Source organism: Streptomyces kunmingensis (assembly GCF_039533535.1).
Lineage (GTDB): Bacteria > Actinomycetota > Actinomycetes > Streptomycetales > Streptomycetaceae > Streptomyces > Streptomyces kunmingensis.
The window spans coordinates 1-18,892 of sequence record NZ_BAAATS010000058.1 but is presented as its reverse complement, the minus strand read 5'-3'; the positions used below and the strand labels follow the sequence as shown (position 1 = coordinate 18,892).

The 18,892-nt window shown below is 72.5% G+C and carries 17 protein-coding genes; 10 read left to right on the top strand and 7 right to left on the bottom strand.

The window, feature by feature from the left end:
• The first annotated feature begins 7 nt into the window (after positions 1-7).
• The 10 genes from ABD366_RS41235 (at position 8) to ABD366_RS41190 (ending at position 12,292) form a co-directional block, all read left to right on the top strand.
• On the top strand, positions 8-1,057 hold the full coding sequence (locus ABD366_RS41235) for a cytochrome d ubiquinol oxidase subunit II (RefSeq protein ID WP_324777011.1): 1,050 nt from the start codon (positions 8-10) through the stop codon (positions 1,055-1,057).
• Positions 1,058-1,072: 15 nt separating this feature from the next.
• Positions 1,073-2,764 (top strand): thiol reductant ABC exporter subunit CydD, encoded by a 1,692-nt coding sequence (gene cydD, locus ABD366_RS41230; protein ID WP_324777013.1) that lies wholly within the window; start codon positions 1,073-1,075, stop codon positions 2,762-2,764.
• 41 nt (positions 2,765-2,805) lie between these two features.
• Positions 2,806-4,563 (top strand): thiol reductant ABC exporter subunit CydC, encoded by a 1,758-nt coding sequence (cydC, locus tag ABD366_RS41225; RefSeq protein ID WP_344443511.1) that lies wholly within the window; start codon positions 2,806-2,808, stop codon positions 4,561-4,563.
• Between the two features lie 211 nt (positions 4,564-4,774).
• Complete coding sequence (gene mvk / locus ABD366_RS41220) at positions 4,775-5,782, top strand: mevalonate kinase (RefSeq protein WP_324768456.1); 1,008 nt, start codon at positions 4,775-4,777, stop codon at positions 5,780-5,782.
• Positions 5,775-6,827: a diphosphomevalonate decarboxylase gene (gene mvaD, locus ABD366_RS41215; protein WP_324768458.1), complete on the top strand. Its 1,053-nt coding sequence runs from the start codon at positions 5,775-5,777 to the stop codon at positions 6,825-6,827. Before mvk ends, mvaD begins: the two co-directional genes overlap by 8 nt.
• Positions 6,824-7,939, top strand: coding sequence for a phosphomevalonate kinase (locus ABD366_RS41210; RefSeq protein WP_324768459.1), 1,116 nt, complete (start codon positions 6,824-6,826; stop codon positions 7,937-7,939). The genes mvaD and ABD366_RS41210 overlap by 4 nt, the downstream gene beginning before the upstream one ends.
• On the top strand, positions 7,936-9,057 hold the full coding sequence (gene fni / locus ABD366_RS41205) for a type 2 isopentenyl-diphosphate Delta-isomerase (protein ID WP_324768460.1): 1,122 nt from the start codon (positions 7,936-7,938) through the stop codon (positions 9,055-9,057). The genes ABD366_RS41210 and fni overlap by 4 nt, the downstream gene beginning before the upstream one ends.
• Positions 9,054-10,115 carry a hydroxymethylglutaryl-CoA reductase gene (locus ABD366_RS41200; protein ID WP_324768461.1) on the top strand — a complete coding sequence of 354 codons (1,062 nt, stop codon included), beginning with the start codon at positions 9,054-9,056 and terminating at the stop codon, positions 10,113-10,115. The genes fni and ABD366_RS41200 overlap by 4 nt, the downstream gene beginning before the upstream one ends.
• A gap of 3 nt (positions 10,116-10,118) precedes the next feature.
• On the top strand, positions 10,119-11,288 hold the full coding sequence (locus ABD366_RS41195) for a hydroxymethylglutaryl-CoA synthase (RefSeq protein WP_324768462.1): 1,170 nt from the start codon (positions 10,119-10,121) through the stop codon (positions 11,286-11,288).
• 26 nt (positions 11,289-11,314) lie between these two features.
• Positions 11,315-12,292, top strand: a complete 978-nt coding sequence (locus tag ABD366_RS41190) for a 3-oxoacyl-ACP synthase III family protein (RefSeq protein WP_324768463.1) — start codon at positions 11,315-11,317, stop codon at positions 12,290-12,292.
• An 88-nt stretch (positions 12,293-12,380) separates the two neighbouring features.
• On the opposite strand, the gene ABD366_RS41185 is transcribed toward ABD366_RS41190, so the two are convergent.
• From ABD366_RS41185 to ABD366_RS41155, 7 genes are all read right to left on the bottom strand, one after another.
• Complete coding sequence (locus ABD366_RS41185; RefSeq protein ID WP_324768465.1) at positions 12,381-12,917, bottom strand: PhzA/PhzB family protein; 537 nt, start codon at positions 12,915-12,917, stop codon at positions 12,381-12,383.
• Positions 12,914-13,588, bottom strand: a complete 675-nt coding sequence (phzG, locus tag ABD366_RS41180) for a phenazine biosynthesis FMN-dependent oxidase PhzG (RefSeq protein WP_324768466.1) — start codon at positions 13,586-13,588, stop codon at positions 12,914-12,916. Before phzG ends, ABD366_RS41185 begins: the two co-directional genes overlap by 4 nt.
• Complete coding sequence (locus ABD366_RS41175) at positions 13,581-14,423, bottom strand: PhzF family phenazine biosynthesis isomerase (RefSeq protein WP_324768467.1); 843 nt, start codon at positions 14,421-14,423, stop codon at positions 13,581-13,583. Before ABD366_RS41175 ends, phzG begins: the two co-directional genes overlap by 8 nt.
• A gap of 67 nt (positions 14,424-14,490) precedes the next feature.
• Entirely contained in the window at positions 14,491-16,386 is a 1,896-nt protein-coding gene (locus tag ABD366_RS41170; protein WP_324768468.1) for an anthranilate synthase family protein, read from the bottom strand.
• Entirely contained in the window at positions 16,383-17,006 is a 624-nt protein-coding gene (locus ABD366_RS41165) for an isochorismatase family protein (protein ID WP_324768469.1), read from the bottom strand. The genes ABD366_RS41170 and ABD366_RS41165 overlap by 4 nt, the downstream gene beginning before the upstream one ends.
• Before the next feature lie 35 nt (positions 17,007-17,041).
• On the bottom strand, positions 17,042-18,229 hold the full coding sequence (locus tag ABD366_RS41160) for a 3-deoxy-7-phosphoheptulonate synthase (RefSeq protein WP_324768470.1): 1,188 nt from the start codon (positions 18,227-18,229) through the stop codon (positions 17,042-17,044).
• A 50-nt stretch (positions 18,230-18,279) separates the two neighbouring features.
• Entirely contained in the window at positions 18,280-18,768 is a 489-nt protein-coding gene (locus ABD366_RS41155) for a PhzA/PhzB family protein (RefSeq protein ID WP_324768471.1), read from the bottom strand.
• Positions 18,769-18,892 lie beyond the last annotated feature (124 nt).

Sequence of the window (18,892 nt, the reverse complement as noted above, 5' to 3'; positions counted from 1 at the left end):
GAGCGACATGAGTCTGGAGACGGCCTGGCTGGCCCTGCTCGGCCTGCTGCTCGCCGGGTACTTCGTGCTCGGCGGATACGACTACGGCGTACAGATGCTGCACCCCTTCCTCGGCAACCGGGAGGAGAACGAGAACGGCGGCGGGGGCGGGGGCGTGCGCGGTCGGGACGGCAAGAACGACGCTCTCGAGGCCATGGCGCCGTACTTCCTCGGCAACGAGGTGTGGCTCGTCGCCTTCGCGGGTGTCCTGTTCGGTGCCTTCCCGCACCTGGAGGGCACGCTGCTGCCCGGCCTGTACCCGCTGATCGTGGTGATCCTGGTGGGCCTGGTGCTCGGCAACGCGGCCGTCCAGTTGCGCCGCAGGGCCAGTGGCCCGCGCGGCCGCAGGGTCTGGGACGTCCTGCTCGTGGCCGGCGGCGTGGTGCCCGCCGTGTGCTGGGGACTCGTCGTCGGGCTGCTGCTGCACGGGGTACCACGCCGCTCCGACGGGAGCTTCCACATCGGGGCGGGCGATGTCTTCACCCCGTTCGTGCTGGCCTGCGGCGCCACCACGCTGCTGCTGTTCGCGGCCCACGGTGCGGCCTTCGTCGCGCTGCGGTCGGCCCCCGAGCCGGCGCGCCGGGCACGGGCCATGGGCGCCGGACTGATCGCTGCGAGTGCGATGGCGGCACTGCTCGCCCTGCTGCTCACGGTTTTCGGAGCGGGGGCCGCCATGACCAACCGCCCGGCCTCCGTGGCCATCGGCGTCGCGCTCGTCGCGGCGTTCGGCGCCGCCCGGTGGGCCTTCACCACCGGGCACGAGGCGCGGGCGTTCGCCGCGACGTCCCTGGCGGCGGCGCTGCCCGTCCTCCTCGTGGGCGCGGGGCACTATCCGTATCTGCTGATCAGCTCGCCGGGCCGGGGCCTCGACATCGGCCATGCCGTCACGGACGAGGCCACCCTGAAGATCCTCAGCGTCTTCGGTGTCTTCATCGTCCCCACGCTCCTGGCCTACCAGGCATGGAGCTGGTGGGCCTTCCGGGGGCGTACGGGAAGCCGTCACCTCAGCTACTTCTGACGGGAGGGAAGTCGCATGAAACCGGTCGAACGCCGACTGTTCCGGGAACTGCCGCCGCTACGACGCCACGTGACGCGCTCCATGCTTCTGGCGCTGCTCACCGCGGGTCTCGTCGTCGCCCAGGCGACGGTGCTGGCGACCCTCCTCGCGGACGGTTTCGCCGGACAGCCCCTCGCCGTCGCGGGGCCGGCCGCGCTGGGCGCGGTGCTGGCCGGGCGGGCCCTGCTGGCCTGGGCCCGCGGGGTGCTCGCCCACCGCGCCGCGGCCGACGCCAAACAGGCGCTGCGCGGACGGCTCACCGACCGCCTGGGCCGAGGCGCCCCGCGGCAGCCGGCCGGCGGCCACGGTGAGACGGCAACCCTGCTGCTGCGCGGACTCGACGCGCTGGACCCGTACATCGTCAACTCGCTGCCGGCGAAGGCGGCCGCCGGTGTCGTGCCGCTCGTGGTCGTCGGCTGGATGTTCATGACCGACTGGTCCTCCGCACTGATCGTCGTCGTGACCTTGCCGCTGCTGCCCGTGTTCGGTGCGCTGGTGGGCCTGCACACCGCCCAGCGCACCGCACGGCAGTGGCGGCTCCTGGCCAGGCTCGGCGGGCACTTCCTGGACGTGGTGGCAGGGCTGCCGACGCTGCGTGCGTTCGGCCGCGAGCACCACCAGGCCCGGCGGGTCGGTGAGATGGCCCACGCCCACCGGCGGGCCACCATGCGCACCCTGCGCGTCGCGTTCCTGTCCTCGCTCGTCCTGGAGACGGTCGCCACCCTCTCGGTGGCGCTCGTCGCGGTGCCCGTGGGCCTGCGGCTGCTGCAGGGCACGGTGGATCTGCACACGGCGCTGATCGTGCTGTTCCTCGCCCCGGAGGCGTATCTTCCGCTGCGGGCGATGGGCGCCGCGTTCCACGAGAGCGCCGAGGGCGTCACCGTCGCCGAGCAGGCCTTCGCGACCCTCGACGCGCACGAGGCGCAGGACGCTCCCCGGGCGGCCGGGCCCGCGCCGGTGCCCGAGGCCCGCGCCGCCGTGTTGCGCTTCGAAGACGTCACCGTGCACTACCCGGGCCGTACCGAGCCCGCCCTGGACCGCGTCTCGCTGGAGGTCCGCCCCGGCGACCACATCGCGCTGGTGGGACCGAGCGGGGCGGGCAAGTCCACGCTGCTCGCCCTGCTGCTGGGTTTCGTGGCGCCTGCGCAGGGCCGCATCACGGTCGGCGGCACCGACCTGGCGGACCTGGACCCCGACCACTGGCGCACGCGCCTGGCGTGGGTGCCGCAGCGGCCGCACCTGTTCGCGGCGAGCGTCGCGGACAACATCCGGCTCGGGCGGCCCGACGCGAGCGAGGCCGAGGTGCGGCAGGCGGCCCGCGACGCCTTCGCCGATCACTTCATCGAGGCGCTGCCGCAGGGCTACGACACCCCCCTGGGCGACAAGGGCGCCGGGCTCTCCGCGGGCCAGCGCCAGCGCGTCGCGATCGCCCGCGCCTTCCTCAAGGACTCCCCCGTCCTGCTGCTCGACGAGCCGACCGCGCACCTCGACCCCGACAGTGAGGACGCCGTCACCCGCGCGACGGTCCGCCTCATGCGCGGCCGCACCGCGATCGTCGTCGCCCACCGCACGAGCCTGCTGCCCTACGCCGACCGCATCGTCACGCTGCGCACGGGCCGCGTAGAAGCACCGCGGCTCGCCGCCACGGCACCACGGCCGACCGCATGACCCGCTCCGCGGGCCCCGTCGAGGAAAGGACCGCCGACCCCATGACCCCGTCCGCAACGGTCCCCCGCTCCACAGACTCCCGCCCGGCTGCCGCCACCCCCGGCCGGCTGCCGGGCGGGTCCCGGCCCACCCTGCGTCTCGTACGCCAACTGCTGCCGTACTGGCGCAGGTTGCTGCCTGCCGCGCTCGCCGCCGCCGGCAGTGAGCTGGCCGCGGCCGCGCTCATGGCCACCGCGGCCTGGCTGATCACGCGGGCCGCGCAGCAGCCGCCGCTCACCTCGGTGAGCCTCGCGATCGTCGCCGTACGCGCGCTGGCCCTGGGGCGTGGAGTGCTGCGCTACGGCGACCGGCTGCTCGGCCACGACGGTGTGCTGCGGGCCGTCGCGGGGTTCCGCACACGGGTCTACGAAGCTCTGGTGCCGCTCGCGCCCGCGGGCACGCCCGCCTTCCGCAGCGGCGATCTGCTGACCCGCCTTGTCGACGACGTGGACGCTGCCCAGGACCTGCTGCTGCGGGTGGTGCTGCCCGTCGCGGCCGCCGTCACGGTCGGGGTCGCGGCCTCGGTGACCGCCGCGACGCTGCTGCCCGAGGCGGGGCTGCTGCTGGGGGTGCTGCTCGCCCTGGCCGCGGTGCTCGTCCCCGCGACGGTGCTCGCCGTGGCCCGGCGGGCGGGCCGGGCCACGGCGGCGGTGCGGGCCGAACTCGCCGCGCACGTCGTGGATCTGACCGAGGGCGCGGCGGATCTCGCCGCGTACGGCGCCCAGGGCCGCGCCGCGGACCGGGTGCATCAGGCGGCCGGCCGGATCGCGCGCCTGGAAAGGCTGCGGGCCAGGACCACCTCGCTGGCCGGTGCCGTCCTGCTGCTGTTCGAGGGGGCCGCCCTGAGCGCGGTCGTGTGGACCGCGCTGCGCGCCCATGCCGAGGGCCGGCTCCCCGCCGTCCATCTGACGGTCGTCGCGGTCCTTGCGCTGGTCGCGTTCGAGGCTCTCGAACCGCTGCCGGCGGCGGCGTTCCGCCTCGCCGAGGTCCGCGCCCGGGCCCGCAGGCTGGCCGACCTGTTCGACACCCCGCCCCCGGTCACCGAGCCGACCGCCCCGGTCGCGCTCCCCGCGGGCGCACCGGTCGAGGTCCGCGTCGAGAACCTGACGGTCCGCCATCCGGGCGCGCCCGTACCGGCGTTGGACGGGCTGAGCCTCCGGCTGCCCGCCGGACGGCGCACCGTACTGCTGGGCGCCAGCGGGTCGGGCAAGTCGACCCTGATCGCGGCGCTCATGCGGTTCGTCGACTACGAGTGCGGCAGCATCCGCGTCGCCGAACGCGAACTGCGCGACTGCGACGGCCAGGAAGTGCGGCGCACGATCACCGGCATGACGCAGGACGCGCACGTCTTCCACGCCTCGATCCGGGCCAATCTGCTGCCGGCCCGCCCACAGGCCACCGACGCCGAACTGCGGGACGCCGCGCGCCGGGCCCGCATCCTGGACTGGATCGACTCGCTGCCCGGCGGTTTCGACACGCTCCTGGGCCAGGGGGGCACCGAGATGTCGGGCGGCCAGCGCAGCCGTCTGCTGCTGGCCCGTGCGCTGCTCGCCGATCCGCCCGTCCTCGTCCTGGACGAGCCCACCGAAGGGCTCGACCCGCAGACGGCGGTTGCCGTGCTCGCCGACATCCTGGACGCCACCCGTGGCCGTACGACCCTGCTGGTCACCCACGAACACGAGGGACTGACCGGGGCCGACCAGGTGGTGTGGGTGGACGAGGGCCGGACCAGGCCCCGGAACGCGCCGGACTCGCCCTGACCTGACAGCTCACCCCACGATGCCGCCGGAGCGCACCGCCCCGGCGGCATCGTGCTGTGTCCGGCGCCTGTACGGATGCGCGAACGGCGCTGCATCGAGCCTTGAGCGCTCCTCGCTACTTTCATTAGGCGGTCGGCGGGCCGGCGGTGATACCCGGCCCCGGCCCTGAACGTCCCTCATGCCATTGAAACGAGAAGGGGGGCTGAAAGCGTTGACTTCACCGACCTCTGTGGAAGAGGGCCCGGAGCACCGGGCCCGTTCCGTCGGCATCGGTCGCGCCCATGCCAAGGCCATTTTGCTGGGGGAACACGCGGTCGTGTACGGAGCCCCCGCGCTCGCCGTGCCGATCCCTCAGCTGACGGCCACCGCGAGCGCGGGCCGCTCCGCCGAGGCCCCGGACGGGGCCGGCTCCCAGGGCGGTCTGTCCTTCACCATGACCGGTTCGCTCTCGCGGACGATGGTCACCCATGTCTCCGACGGGCTGCGGCGGCTGACCGCCGCCTTCAAGGCCCACACGGGCGTGACGGACGAGGCGCACCTCGACGTGATCGTCGACGCGGCCGTGCCGCCCGGCCGTGGACTCGGCTCCAGCGCCGCCACCTCCCGGGCGATCGTCCTCGCCCTGGCCGGTCTCTTCGAGCGGGAGCTGAGCGACGATGCCGTGTTCGACCTGGTGCAGACGGCCGAGAACGTGGCGCACGGCAGGGCCAGCGGCGTGGACGCCATGGCGGTCGGCGCCGACGCCCCGCTGCGCTTCCAGGCGGGCCGGGCACATCCGCTGCCCATCGGCTGCGACGCGATGCTCGTCGTCGCCGACAGCGGCACCGCGGGCAGCACCAAGGAAGCGGTCGGGCTGCTGCGCGCCGGCTTCGAGCGCGCGGGCCGCAAGGACCGCTTCCTGGACCGCGCCACGGAGCTCGTCGACACCGCCGCGTCGGCCCTCGCGAGCGGCCGGCCGGAGCTGCTGGGCGCCCAGTTGACGGAGTACCACGAACTGCTGCGTGTGGCCCGCCTCAGCACCGGGCCGATCGACGCCATGGTGGCGGCCGCGCTCGACGCCGGCAGCCTCGGCGCCAAGATCACCGGCGGTGGTCTGGGCGGCTGCATGATCGCGCTGGCCCGCCCCGAACATGCCAGGAACGTCACTGTCCGACTGCACGAGACCGGCGCCGCCCAGACCTGGGTCGTACCGCTGAGGAGGCGCACCGACCATGGCTGAGCAGCAGACCTTGAGTGTCCTCGAGCCCGGGGCCGCTACGGACCGCGCCGTGGCCACGGCCGTCGCGCAGCCCAACATCGCGCTCATCAAGTACTGGGGCAAACGCGACGAGGAGCTCGTCCTCCCGCGGACCGACAGCCTGTCGATGACCCTGGACATCTTCCCGACCACCACCCGGGTGCACCTCGACCGCACCGCCCTGCACGACCGTGTCGCTCTGAACGGCGCGAGCGCGACGGGCGAGGCGCTGCGCCGCATCGTCGCCTTCCTCGACCTGGTCCGCGAACGGTCGGGCCGGCCGGAGCGGGCCGTCGTCGACACCAGGAACACGGTGCCGACCGGCGCGGGCCTCGCCTCGTCGGCCAGCGGGTTCGCGGCCCTCGCCCTGGCGGCCACGACCGCGTACGGGCTCGACCTCGGCCCGGTCGCGCTCTCCCGCCTGGCCCGCCGCGGCTCCGGTTCGGCGTCGCGCTCGGTCTTCGGCGGCTTCGCCGTCTGGCACGCGGGCCACGGGGCCGGCGGGCCGGACGGCGACCTCGCCTCCTACGCCGAGCCGGTGCCCGCGGGGGACCTGGACCCGGCCCTGGTCGTGGCCGTCGTCAACGCCGGGCCCAAAGACGTCTCGAGCCGCGCGGCCATGCGCCGCACCGTCGACACCTCACCGCTGTACGGCCCGTGGGCCGCGTCCAGCAGGGACGACCTCGCCGCCATGCGGACCGCGCTGCTCCGCGCCGACCTCGACGCGGTCGGTGAGATCGCCGAACGCAACGCCCTCGGTATGCACGCCACGATGCTGGCGGCGCGCCCCGCCGTGCGCTACCTGGCCCCGGCCAGCCTCACGGTGCTCGACGCCGTGGCCCGACTGCGCCGCGACGGGGTCTGCGCCTACGCCACGATGGACGCCGGACCGAACGTCAAGGTGCTGTGCCGGCGCGTGGACGCGGAACGGGTGGCCTCGGTCCTGCGTGGCGCGGCCCCGGGCAGCACCGTGCATGTCGCCCTGCCGGGCCCGGGCGCCCGTCTGCTCGACGAGGCGTGGCGATGACCGGTGGGCCCACAGCCGTCCGGCACGCCCCGGGCAAGCTGTTCGTGGCGGGCGAGTACGCGGTGGTGGAGCCCGGCGTCCCGGCGATCGTGGCCGCGGTGGACCGCTCGGTCACCGTCACCGTCGACGCGAGGGACGACGACGGTGTCGTGATCTCCTCCGATCTCGTCACCCGGCCGATGCGCCTGCGTCGGCGGGACGCCGCACTGGAGGTGTGCCCCGGCCAGGACGAGAAGCAGGTGCGCGGCGCATCCGCCCATGTGGTGTCGGCGGTCGAGACCGTGGCCGCCCTGCTGACCGAACGCGGCCTGCCCGTACCGGGGTTGGACATCACGGTCAGCAGCAGGCTGCACGACTCGGGCACCAAGTTCGGGCTGGGCTCCTCCGGCGCGGTGACCGTGGCGAGCGTCGCGGCGGTCGCGGCCCACTGCGGCCTCGAACTGTCACGCGCCGACCGGTTCCGCCTGGCGCTGCTCGCGAGCGCCCGGCTCGACCCCAGCGGCTCCGGTGGCGATCTGGCGGCGGCCACCTGGGGCGGCTGGGTCGCCTACCGGGCCCCCGACCGCGCCCAGGTGCTCGCGCTCGCACGGCGGCACGGTGTCGGTCGAGCGCTGCGCGCCCCCTGGCCCGGCCTGGAGGTGCGGGAAGTGCCGCCGCCGCGGGGCCTGCGCCTGGAGGTCGGCTGGACCGGCCGGCCCGCGTCCACCACCTCGCTGGTCGCCGGACTGCACCGGCGCGAGTGGCGCGCGAGCGCCTCGTACCGCGCGTTCATCGAAACCAGCACCGAAATCGTGGGCGCCGCGACCGATGCGCTCGACAACGGTGACGACCGGGCCCTGACGCGACAGATCCGGCGGGCCCGCACGGAGCTGGCCCGGCTGGACACCGAGGCGCGCCTCGGCATCTTCACTCCCGAACTGACGGCGCTGTGCGAGGCGGCCGAGGCCGTCGGCGGCGCGGCGAAGCCGTCAGGGGCGGGCGGCGGCGACTGCGGCATCGCCCTGCTGGACGCCACGGACACCCGCGCCGTCGCACAGGTACACGAACGGTGGACCGCGGCCGGAGTGCGCCCGCTGTCCGTCGGACCCACCCCGGAAAGGAATCAGGGATGACCAGCGCTCAACGCAAGGACGATCACGTCCGCCTGGCCATGGAGCAGAACCGCGCGCACAGCGGTCACAACCAGTTCGACGAGGTGTCGTTCGTCCACCACGCCCTGGCCGGCATCGACCGGCCGGACGTCGCGCTGGCCACCTCCTTCGGCGGCATCCAGTGGCAGGCGCCGCTCTACATCAACGCCATGACCGGCGGCTCCGCCAAGACCGGGGACATCAACCGGGATCTGGCCACGGCTGCCGCCGAGACCGGTGTCGCCATCGCGTCGGGCTCCATGAGCGCCTACCTCAAGGACCCTTCCTGCGCCGACACGTTCCGGGTGCTGCGCACGTACAACCCGGACGGGTTCGTGATGGCCAACATCAACGCGACGGCGTCGGTGGACGGGGCCCGGCGCGCGATCGACCTGCTGCGCGCGGACGCTCTGCAGATCCACATCAACACGGCCCAGGAAACCCCCATGCCCGAGGGTGACCGGTCGTTCTCGTCGTGGGCCGCGCAGATCGAGCGGATCGTGGCAGGCGTGGAGGTCCCGGTCATCGTCAAGGAGGTCGGCAACGGGCTGAGCCGGCAGACCGTGCTGCTCCTGCGGGAGCTGGGTGTGCGGGTGGCCGATCTCGCCGGGCGCGGCGGCACCGACTTCGCACGTATCGAGAACGGGCGCCGCGAGCCCGCCGACTACGCGTTCCTGCACGACTGGGGCCAGTCCACCGCCGCCTGCCTCCTGGACGCCCGGGGCACCGGCCTGCCGGTGCTCGCCTCCGGCGGCGTGCGCCATCCGCTCGACGTCGCCCGCAGCCTCGCGCTGGGCGCCCGTGCCGTCGGCGTCTCCGGCGGCTTCCTGCGCACGCTCATGGACGACGGGCTCAGCGCGCTGGTCACCCAACTGAGCACGTGGCTCGACCAGTTGGCCGCGCTGCAGACCATGCTCGGCGCCCGCACCCCCACCGACCTCGCCCGCTGCGACGTGCTGATCCACGGCACCCTGCGCGAGTTCTGCGCCGACCGTGGCATCGACACCGGCCCGCTCGCCCGGCGCTCCGGGCCCCTCGGCCCGTTCGAGGACGTCCACGACCTGCACGACCTCCACGACCTGACGGGAAGCACACGATGACCGACACGCACGCGATCGCCGGAGTCCCGATGAAGTGGGTCGGGCCGGTGCGTATCTCCGGCAACGTCGCCACCACCGAGACCCAGGTGCCGCTGGCCACCTACGAGTCGCCCCTGTGGCCGTCCGTCGGGCGCGGGGCGAAGGTGTCCATGCTCGCCGAGAAGGGCATCGTCGCCACCCTCGTCGACGAGCGGATGACACGCTCCGTGCTCGTCGAGGCGGCCGACGCGGGGACCGCGTACGAGGCCACCCGCATCATCGACGCACGCATCGACGAGCTGCGCGAGGTGGTGCGCGGTTGCAGCCGGTTCGCGGAGCTGATCGGCGTCCGGCACGAGATCACCGGTCATCTGCTCTTCATCCGCTTCGAGTTCAGCACCGGCGACGCCTCCGGCCACAACATGGCCACGCTCGCCTCCGACGCGCTGCTCGGCCACCTGTTGCAGACGATCCCCGGCATCGCCTACGGATCGATCTCCGGCAACTACTGCACGGACAAGAAGGCCACCGCCATCAACGGCCTGCTCGGCCGCGGCAAGAACGTGGTCACTGAACTGCTGGTGCCGCGTGACGTGGTCGAGGGCGTGCTGCACACCACGGCCGCCAAGATCGCCGAACTGAACCTCCGCAAGAACCTGCTCGGCACCCTGCTCGCGGGCGGCATCCGCTCGGCCAACGCCCACTACGCGAACATGCTGCTCGGCCTCTATCTCGCCACGGGCCAGGACGCGGCCAACATCGTCGAGGGCTCGCAGGGTGTCACGACCGCCGAGGACCGCGACGGCGACCTCTACTTCTCCTGCACGCTGCCGAACCTGATCGTCGGCACGGTGGGCAACGGCAAGGGACTCGGATTCGTGGAGACGAACCTGTCCCGGCTCGGCTGCCGTGCCGACCGTGCCCCCGGCGAGAACGCCCGCCGGCTCGCTGTGATCGTCGCGGCGACGGTGCTGTGCGGCGAACTCTCGCTGCTGGCGGCACAGACGAATCCGGGTGAGCTGATGCGCGCCCACGTCCTGCTGGAACGCGACAACAAGACCGCAAAGGTTGGTGTTTAGGGCATGACCACCCCCATCGGGATTCACGACCTGTCCTTCGCGACAGGCGAGTTCGTTCTCGAGCACACCGCGCTCGCCGCGCACAACGGGACCGAGATCGGCAAGTACCACCTGGGCATCGGCCAGGAGTCGATGAGCGTGCCCGCCGCCGACGAGGACATCGTGACGATGGCCGCCGCGGCCGCCGCGCCCATCGTCGCCCGGCACGGCACGGACCGCATACGGACCGTCGTCCTCGCCACCGAGTCCTCCATCGATCAGTCCAAGTCGGCAGGCGTCTACGTCCATACGCTGCTCGGGCTGCAGTCGGCGACGCGGGTCGTCGAACTGAAACAGGCCTGCTACGGGGCGACGGCGGCCCTGCAGTTCGCCATCGGCCTGGTGCGGCGCGACCCCGCGCAGCAGGTCCTGGTCATCGCCAGCGACGTCTCCAAGTACGAACTGGACAGCCCCGGCGAGGCGACGCAGGGCGCCGCGGCGGTGGCCATGCTCGTCGCCGCGGACCCGGCCCTCGTACGGATCGAGGACCCCTCGGGCCTGTACACCGCGGACGTCATGGACTTCTGGCGGCCCAACTACCGTGAGGCCGCGATCGTGGACGGCCACGAGTCCATCAGCGCCTATCTGCAGGCCCTCGAGGGTGCCTGGAAGGACTACTCGGAGCACGGCGGACGCGCGCCGCAGGAGTTCGCCGCGTTCTGCTACCACCAGCCGTTCACGAAGATGGCGACCAAGGCGCACCGCCACATGCTGAACTACTGCGGACTGGACACCGACGACGCGGCGGTCGCCGCCGCCACCGGTCCGACCACGGCCTACAACCGGGTCATCGGCAACAGCTACACCGCCTCCGTCTACCTGGGGCTCGCCGCTCTGCTCGACGGGGCCGACGACCTGACCGGCCGCCCCATCGGCTTCCTCAGTTACGGCTCGGGGTCCGTCGCCGAGTTCTTCGCCGGGGTCCCGGTCGCCGGGTACCGCGCCCACGTGCGCACCGAGGAGAACCACGCGGCGATCGCCCGCCGCAGGACGGTCTCCTACGCCGAGTACCGCGAGCTGCACGAGCGGTCCCTGCCTGTCGACGGCGGCGACCACGCCACCGCGGAGCAGACCACGGGCCCCTTCCGGCTCGCCGGGATCAGCGGCCACAAGCGGCTCTACACGAGACGCTAGATGACACACGAGGGGAGGGCAGTCGCATGACCGACGTCAGGATCCTCGGTACGGGCGCCTATCTGCCCGAGCGAGCTGTCTCCAACGACGAAGTGGGCGCGGCGGCCGGGGTCGACGACGCCTGGGTCGTCGGCAAGACCGGGATCCGCAGCCGCCGGTGGGCCGCCGACGGCCAGGCCACCTCGGACCTGGCCGTGGCGGCGGGACGGGCCGCGCTGGAGTCGGCCGGCCTCACCGCGGGCCAGCTGTCCGTGATCGTCGTCGCCACGTCCACGCCGGACCGGCCGCAGCCGCCCACCGCGGCGTACGTGCAGCGTGCGCTGGGCGCCGACGGCGCGGCCGTGTTCGACCTCAACGCCGTGTGTTCCGGCGGAATCTTCGCGCTCTGCGCGGCCGAGGGCGTGCTCGCGCGGCGCGGCGGCCACGCACTGGTCATCGGCGCCGACCTGTACTCGCGCATCCTGAACCGGGCCGACCGCAGGACGGTCGTCCTGTTCGGCGACGGTGCCGGCGCGATCGTGCTCGCGGCGGAGGGCGGAGGCCCGCGCATCCGCCATCTGGAACTGCAGTCGTTCGGCGAGGTGGCGGAGCTCATCGAGGTGCCCGGCGGCGGCAGCCGCCTGCCCCTGGACGAGGAGGCGCTGGCCGCGGGGGCGCAGTTCTTCACCATGGACGGGCGCGGTGTGCGCCGGTTCGTGTCGGACCATCTGCCGCGGCTGGTCAAGCAGTTCCTGCACGAGGCCGGCGCCGTGCCCGACGACATCCGTCACTTCGTCCCGCACCAGGCCAACGGTGTCATGCTGGACGCGCTCCACGCCGAACTGGCGCTGCCGAACGCCACCATGCACACGACGCTGCGGGAGTACGCCAACACCGGCAGCGCCTCCGTCCTGATCACGCTGGACGCGGCGCGACGCGAGGGCGCGTTCCGTCCCGGCGACCTGATTCTGCTGGCCGGGTTCGGTGGCGGCATGGCCGCGGGGCTGGCGCTCGTGGAGTGGTGAGTCACGTGCACGGAGAACGCCGGCCGCCCCGGGCAAGATGCCCGGGGCGGCCGGCGTTCCGGGAGCCCGTGTCATGACTCCGGCCGGATCAGGAGGAGGGGATCCAGTCCCGCTGGATGTGCGGCGTCCCGATGCCGAGCGCCTTCATGTGCTCGATCGGGTTGGTGTACTCGCGGCTCGCGGCGATCCTGCCGTCGCTCAGGGTGAAGCCGAGGATGAAGTGGTTGCGGTATCGGCCCTCGGGATAGCCCGGGAACCGGATCGTCCCCTCGCCCTCGCACTCGACCCAGATCACCGTGGGATCTTGCGTCTCGTAGAGATGGACGTCGGACCACTGCCAGTCGGGCAGCACCTCCAGGGCCAGCTCGCCGTGGTGCCGCAGCTTCTCGCGGCCGGCGACGACGATGGGCCGGCCGATGTCGGTGTAGAAGAGGGCCGCGGTGCCGTCCTCGGTGTAGAGCGTGTACCGCTCCAGGCGTTCCTCGACGGAGGTCGCCAGATACTGCTCCACGGCCCGCCGGTTGCGTGCCCGCAGGTCGTGGTGGTCGGTGAAAGCGGACGGCGAAGTGATGACGTCTCCCCGGAGGTCGGCGGGCTGGTGGGGCGGTTCGGCGGGACCGGTCACGGCTGCAGCCGGCTGATCTCCCAGCCGTCCCCGGAGCGCTCGTAGACGAGGCGTTCGTGCAGCCGGTCGGTGCCGTTGCCCCAGAACTCGATCGTGTCGGGCTCCAGGCGGTAGCCCACGAAGGTGGCCGGGCATGGCAGCGGACGCTGCGGCTCGCCCAGCTCCAGCGCCCGGGCCCGCAGCCGGGCGAAGTGTCCGAGGTCCTCCAGCGGCGCGCTCTGCCGGGAGGCCGCGGTCATCGCGTGCGTGAAGACCGCCCGCGCGTGCCACAGGGACTCCGCCTCGGTGTCGGACAGCCGGCCGACCGGGCCGGCGAAGGTGATCTGCTGGGTGGTCTCCCGCCAGTACAGCACCCCCGACGCCCAGGGGTTCTCCGCGAGTTCGCGGCCCTTGCGGCTGTCGGAGTGGGTGATGAAGACGATGCCGCCGTCGGTCACCTTGCTGATGGCCACGGTGCGCGAGGAGGCGCGGCCCCGCGCGTCCGCCGTGGCGAGGGCCAGCGCGCGGGGTTCGCGTACCCCGTTCGCGACGGCGTCCTCCAGCCAGGCGGACAGCAGCCCCATCGGTTCGGCGGGCGGCGCGATGAACTCGGGGAAGGGTACGGCGACGGTACCGGTGAGTGTTTCGGAGCGGGTGGCTCGGGTGGCTAGGGCGGTGCCGTTGTCAGACATGGAGTACCCCTTCGATGGTGAGGGAGCCGGATCCGGAGACCTCGACGGAGGTGACGTGGTCGCCGTCCCCGTGGACGAGCGCGCCCATGGGCGAGGGGCGGCCGATCTCGACGCCCTGAAGGATCTCGATGCGCTGCCCGTACGGGATCAGGCCGTGCCGGGCGAGATGGATGGCGATGGGGCCCGCCGCGGAGCCGGTGGCGGCGTCCTCGACGACTCCGTACGCGGGCGAGAACATCCGGTTGCGCCACGAACGGCCCTCGCCGGCGTAGCAGTTGGTGGCCATGTCGGGGAAGCGGGCCAGGGCGCGGTGGTCGGGGTCCAGCTTCGACAGGGCCTCGACGCTCTCGAGGCCGACAAGGACGTGGCGCGGCCCGTTGCGGTAGATCTCCACCGGCAGGAGGGAGCCGCTGATGCCGAGGGCCTCGAGAAGTTCGTCGGCGCGGTCGAAGGGTTCCCACACGGGCACCGGCTGTCGCATGCTCGCCCACACGGTCCTGCCGTCGGCGCGTTCCAGCTCGAAGGGGATCACCCCCATGCCGGTCTCGATCAGCAGCCGGTCGCCTTCGGTCCGGTCGCCGAGCGCGAGCGCGGTACCGAGCAACGGGTGCCCGGCGAACGGCAGTTCGTTGACCGGAGTGAAGATCCGTACCCGGGCGTCGTTGCCGGGCCGGCGCGGGCGGAGCACGAAGGTCGTCTCCGACAGGTTCATCTCGCGGGCGATGCGCTGCATCTGCTCACCGCTCAGGTCGTCGGCACCGAAGTACACCGCCACCGGGTTCCCGGTGAGAGGCTCCTGCCCGAAAGCGTCGACGACGACGTACGTATGCATCATCTCTCCCAGTCATGTGCTGTCGACGGGTGCCGGGCCGGCACCCGTCGGTGAGCGCCGGCCCGGTGGTTCAGGCCCGGCCGGCGGTCTCGGCGGGTGCGAGGAGTCCGGCCAGGCGTGTGCCCACGATCCTTGGTCCTTCCCGGGTCAGGACGGATTCCGGGTGGAACTGAAGAGAGGCGAACGAGGGCCCGCTGAGGGCGTGCACCTCCCCGGTGGCCGGGTCCTTGGCGACCCGGACCCGTCCCACGCCGGCCGCGCTGAACTCCTCGTCCCCGGCGACGAGCGCGAAGGTGTTGTAGAAGCCGACCTGTTCGGTGCCGCCGAACAGGTCGACCTCCCGCTGCACGCCCTGGTTGGGTGTCGCCCTGCGGCGCAGCGGCAGGCCCAGGCGCAGGCCGAGGACCTGGTGGCTGAGGCAGACGGCGAGGAAGGGACGCCGTTCGCGCAGCAGGGTGTCCACGGCGCGGTGCAGGTGCCGCATCTTGGGGTGCGCGGTCTCCTGCGGGTCGCCCGGCCCCGGCCCCATCACGATCAGGTCGTGCCCGTCGAAGGAGTACGGCTCGTCGAAGCGCCGGACCGTCACGCTCAGTCCGAGGGCCCGCAGTTGCTGGTCCAGCATGGACGTGAAGGTGTCCTCCGCGTCCACGACGAGGACGCTGCGCCCGGCCAGCTCCGGCCGGCCCGCTTCGTGCGCCTCGGCGCCGGTGAGCCAGAAGTCGGCGATGGACGCGTTGCGCAGTCCGAGGGCCCGGCGCACCACGGGATGGTCGCCGAAGCGTTCCGCCTCCTGTCCCGCGCCGAACGCCGCGACCAGGGCGGCGGCCTTGGCGCGGGTCTCCGCGGCCTCGGACGCCGGGTCCGAGTGGCGCACGATGGTGGCGCCCACGCCGATGTTGAGGCGCCCTTGCGCGCTGATGTCGGCGGTGCGGATCAGGATCGCGGAGTCCATCACCCGCTCACCGTCGTCGTCGCGTCCGATCAGCGCCGCCACGCCGCTGTAGTAGCCGCGTCCGCCGGGCTCGTACTGCGTGATGATGCGGCAGGCGCTCTCCAGCGGGCTGCCGGTGACGGTCGGCGCGAACATCGTCTCGTGCAGGATGTCGCGCACGTCGCGGCCGGTGCGTCCCTCGATGAAGTACTCGGTGTGCGCGACCTTGGCCATTTCCTTCAGGTAGGGGCCCACGACCCGGCCGCCGCCGGGGCAGATCCGGGCCATCATCTTGAGTTCCTCGTCGAGGACCATGTACAGCTCGTCGGTCTCCTTGCGGTCGTCGAGGAATTCCAGGACGCCCGAGAGGGTGGGGCCGGAGGACGGGTAGCGGTAGGTGCCGCTGATGGGGTTCATCACGGCGTTGCCGCCGCGCAGGCTGACGTGCCGCTCGGGCGAGGCTCCCACGAGGGTGCGGTCGCCGGTGTGGATGAGGAACGTCCAGTGGGCGCCGGACTCGTGCTGGAGCAGGCGGCGGAAGAGTGCGGGGGCGCTGCGCGGCCCGTACTCGGTGATGTCGGCGACGAAGGTGCGCTTGATGACGAAGTTCGCCCCCTCGCCGGTGCCGATCATCTCCTTGACGATGCGGCGCACCACGTCTTCGTAGGCGTCGTCGTCGACATCGAAGTCGCCGCCGGCCAGCCGGGTCGGTGTCTCGGGGATGCGGTCCAGCGCCTCCTGGAGCGGCAGCCGCTGCTGGCCGGTGACGGTCATCGCGATCAGGGGGGTGCCGTCGTCGGCGCAGGCGAAGCCGCGTTCGGTCAGCTGGCGGTAGGGCACGACGACGAGGACGTCGTGGTGCGCTCCGGACTCGTCCGCTTCCTTCCCGGACAGCGGGATGTCGGCCAGGGTGGCGGGCAGGGAGACCTCGCCGGTGAGCACTTCCACGGTCTCGCCCGTCGTGTGCGGGCGGTGCAGCAGCGCGTACGGCCGTCCCGTCCCGTCCAGTACGTGCGCGAGCAGGTCGGACGTCATGCGAACACCTCCTTGGCGGTGACGACGCGGGCGCAGCGCTCGGCGGCGTAGGTGAGCGCGCCGCGGTGGTACTCCTGCGAGAAGTCGGCGGTCGCGTCCGCGACCAGGAACGGCTGGATGTCGTGGGTGAAGGCCTCGACGGCGCTCGCGAGGACGCCGACGTGGGCGTAGACCCCGCACAGGATCAGCTGGTCGCGGCCCGCGGCCCGCATCCGCTCGAGCAGGTCGGTTCTGAAGAAGGCGCTGTAACGCCACTTGGTGAGCTGCCAGTCGTGCGGCGCGGGTGCGAGGGCGTCGACCACCTGGCGGTCCTCGGGCGCGGTCCGCATGCCCGGGCCCCAGAAGTCCTTGAGCAGGCCGCGCTGTTCGTCGGTCATGCCGCCGGGCTGTGCGGTGTAGGCGACGGGGACGCCGAGTCCTGCGCAGCGTTCGCGCAGGTCCGCCGCGTTGCGCACGAGGTCGTGGCGCAGCGGGTCGGGGAACGGCTCGAGGAAGTACCGCTGCATGTCGTGGACGAGGAGCACCGACCGGGCGGCGTCGGGCTCCCAGGACACGACGGCCGGCGGCAGATCGCCCTCGGCGGGCAGCGGGTAGGCGGGAATGGGAGGTATGCCGGTCATGGCTGGGGTTCCTGTTCCTGCTCGATGCGTGCGGCTCAGGCGGCCCATGCGGAGGCCACGGACACGGCCTGCCACGGGGTGAGCCGGGGGTCGCAGAACGAGGTGTAGCGCTCGCCCACGGTGGCGAGGCCGGCCTCGGTGCTGGCGCACTCGGTGACGTCGTCGGGCGTCGTCTCCAGGTGGACGCCGCCGGGGACACCGCCCGCCTCGCGTACGGCGGTCACGAAGCGGGACACCTCGAGCGCGAGGGTCTCCACCATCCGTGTCTTGTGGCCGCTGGGCGCGGTGACGGTGTTGCCGTGCACCGGGTCGGTCAGCCAGATGGCGGGATGTCCGGCGTCGCGCACCGCCTCGACGAGGCGCGGCAGCCGGTCGGCCACCTTGTCGACGCCCATCCGCGCGATGAGGGTGAGCTTGCCCGGGTCGCGCCACGCGTCGAGCCGTTCGCACAGTGCGACCAGCTCGTCGGGCTCCATGGTGGGGCCGACCTTGCAGGCCACGGGGTTGCTCACCTGGGAGAGCATGGCGACGTGGGCGCCGTCCAGCTGGCGGGTGCGTTCGCCGATCCACGGCCAGTGCGTCGAGCCGAGGAAGAGCCGGCCCTGACCGTCGGTGCGCAGCATGGGCACCTCGTAGTCGAGCAGCAGCGCTTCGTGGCTCGTCCACACCTGCGGGTGCACGACCTGGCGGCCGGCGCCGCGCTCGCGCCAGCCCAGGTGCTCGACCGCGTCGCTGGCGGCCATGTAGCCGGTGAGGATGCGCAGGGGGTCGGGGCGGCGGCTCTCGCTGTCCGCCTCCGGGGCGTTGACCATGTGCCCACGGAACACGGGGAGTTCGATGCCGTCGATGATCTCGGTCGGCCGGGACCTGGGCTTGGCGAACTGCCCGGCCATGCGTCCCGCGCGCAGCACGGGCTTGCCGGTGATCAGGCCGAGCGCCCCGGCGAGCAGGTCGAGCACCGCCACTTTGCGGGCGATGTGCTCGGGCCCGCATTCCTGCGGGTCCTCGGCGCAGTCGCCGGACTGCACGACCAGGGCCTCGCCGGCGGCCACGGTGCCGAGCAGGGTCCGCATGGTGGCGACGTCGTCGGCCTTCACGAGGGTGGGTCTCGCGGCAAGTGTCTCGCTCACCCGGTTCAGCTGGAGAAGGTCGCTCCAGTCGGGCTGTTGCAGTGCCCCGCGAACGCTGATCTCGCGGATGACGTCCTTCACGACGTCCTTCATTCCGTACTCCGATCCAACGGTGGTGTTGCTCGAGTGAGGTACGTCGTCCGTCAGGTCGGGATTCCCGTGCGTTTGATCTCGGGGACGGGAATTCCCAGGGCGCGCAACTGCTGGAATCCGTTCATGAATTCGCGCTGCCGTTTGATCTTTCCGTTCTCGAACTCGAACGAGTGCAGGAAGTGGTTCTCGTACCGGCCCTCGGGATAGTCCCCGAAGACGATCTTTCCGCGGCCGTCGCACTCGACCCAGAAGAAGTCGGGGTCGTCCGTCCCGAAGATCCGGATGTTGTACCACTCCCAGTCCGGGAAGCACGTGAGGGACCAGACGGCGTGCTCACCGAGGCGGTCCCGGCCGTGCGTGGCCACGGGTGTGCCGGTGTCGGTGGTCCACAGGCCGCCGATGCCGTCCTCGGTGAACAGTTCGTGGCGGCGCAGCCGGTCCTGTCCCAGGGTGTGCATGTACTGCTCGACGACCGCGCGGTTGTGGCGCCGTTTCTCGGTGTCGTCGGTGAATGGACGGGTGTCCACGGATTCGGACATGATGACCCCCTGTTATTTATCGGAAAGTGAAGGTGAATACAGGCGGAGGGGAATTCAGTGGATGCGTAGGTTGTCGAGGTACGAGGTCACGTTGCGCCGGGTCTCGGGCACGCTGTCACCGCCG

Coding starts and splice junctions, on each gene's coding strand:
- ABD366_RS41195 (WP_324768462.1), top strand. CDS start 10,119: ATGACCACCCCCATCGGGATTCACGACCTGTCCTTCGCGACAGGCGAG.
- cydD (WP_324777013.1), top strand. CDS start 1,073: ATGAAACCGGTCGAACGCCGACTGTTCCGGGAACTGCCGCCGCTACGA.
- ABD366_RS41235 (WP_324777011.1), top strand. CDS start 8: ATGAGTCTGGAGACGGCCTGGCTGGCCCTGCTCGGCCTGCTGCTCGCC.
- mvaD (WP_324768458.1), top strand. CDS start 5,775: ATGGCTGAGCAGCAGACCTTGAGTGTCCTCGAGCCCGGGGCCGCTACG.
- ABD366_RS41210 (WP_324768459.1), top strand. CDS start 6,824: ATGACCGGTGGGCCCACAGCCGTCCGGCACGCCCCGGGCAAGCTGTTC.
- cydC (WP_344443511.1), top strand. CDS start 2,806: ATGACCCCGTCCGCAACGGTCCCCCGCTCCACAGACTCCCGCCCGGCT.
- ABD366_RS41200 (WP_324768461.1), top strand. CDS start 9,054: ATGACCGACACGCACGCGATCGCCGGAGTCCCGATGAAGTGGGTCGGG.
- ABD366_RS41190 (WP_324768463.1), top strand. CDS start 11,315: ATGACCGACGTCAGGATCCTCGGTACGGGCGCCTATCTGCCCGAGCGA.
- phzG (WP_324768466.1), bottom strand. CDS start 13,588: ATGTCTGACAACGGCACCGCCCTAGCCACCCGAGCCACCCGCTCCGAA.
- ABD366_RS41160 (WP_324768470.1), bottom strand. CDS start 18,229: ATGAAGGACGTCGTGAAGGACGTCATCCGCGAGATCAGCGTTCGCGGG.
- ABD366_RS41175 (WP_324768467.1), bottom strand. CDS start 14,423: ATGATGCATACGTACGTCGTCGTCGACGCTTTCGGGCAGGAGCCTCTC.
- ABD366_RS41170 (WP_324768468.1), bottom strand. CDS start 16,386: ATGACGTCCGACCTGCTCGCGCACGTACTGGACGGGACGGGACGGCCG.
- ABD366_RS41165 (WP_324768469.1), bottom strand. CDS start 17,006: ATGACCGGCATACCTCCCATTCCCGCCTACCCGCTGCCCGCCGAGGGC.
- ABD366_RS41155 (WP_324768471.1), bottom strand. CDS start 18,768: ATGTCCGAATCCGTGGACACCCGTCCATTCACCGACGACACCGAGAAA.
- fni (WP_324768460.1), top strand. CDS start 7,936: ATGACCAGCGCTCAACGCAAGGACGATCACGTCCGCCTGGCCATGGAG.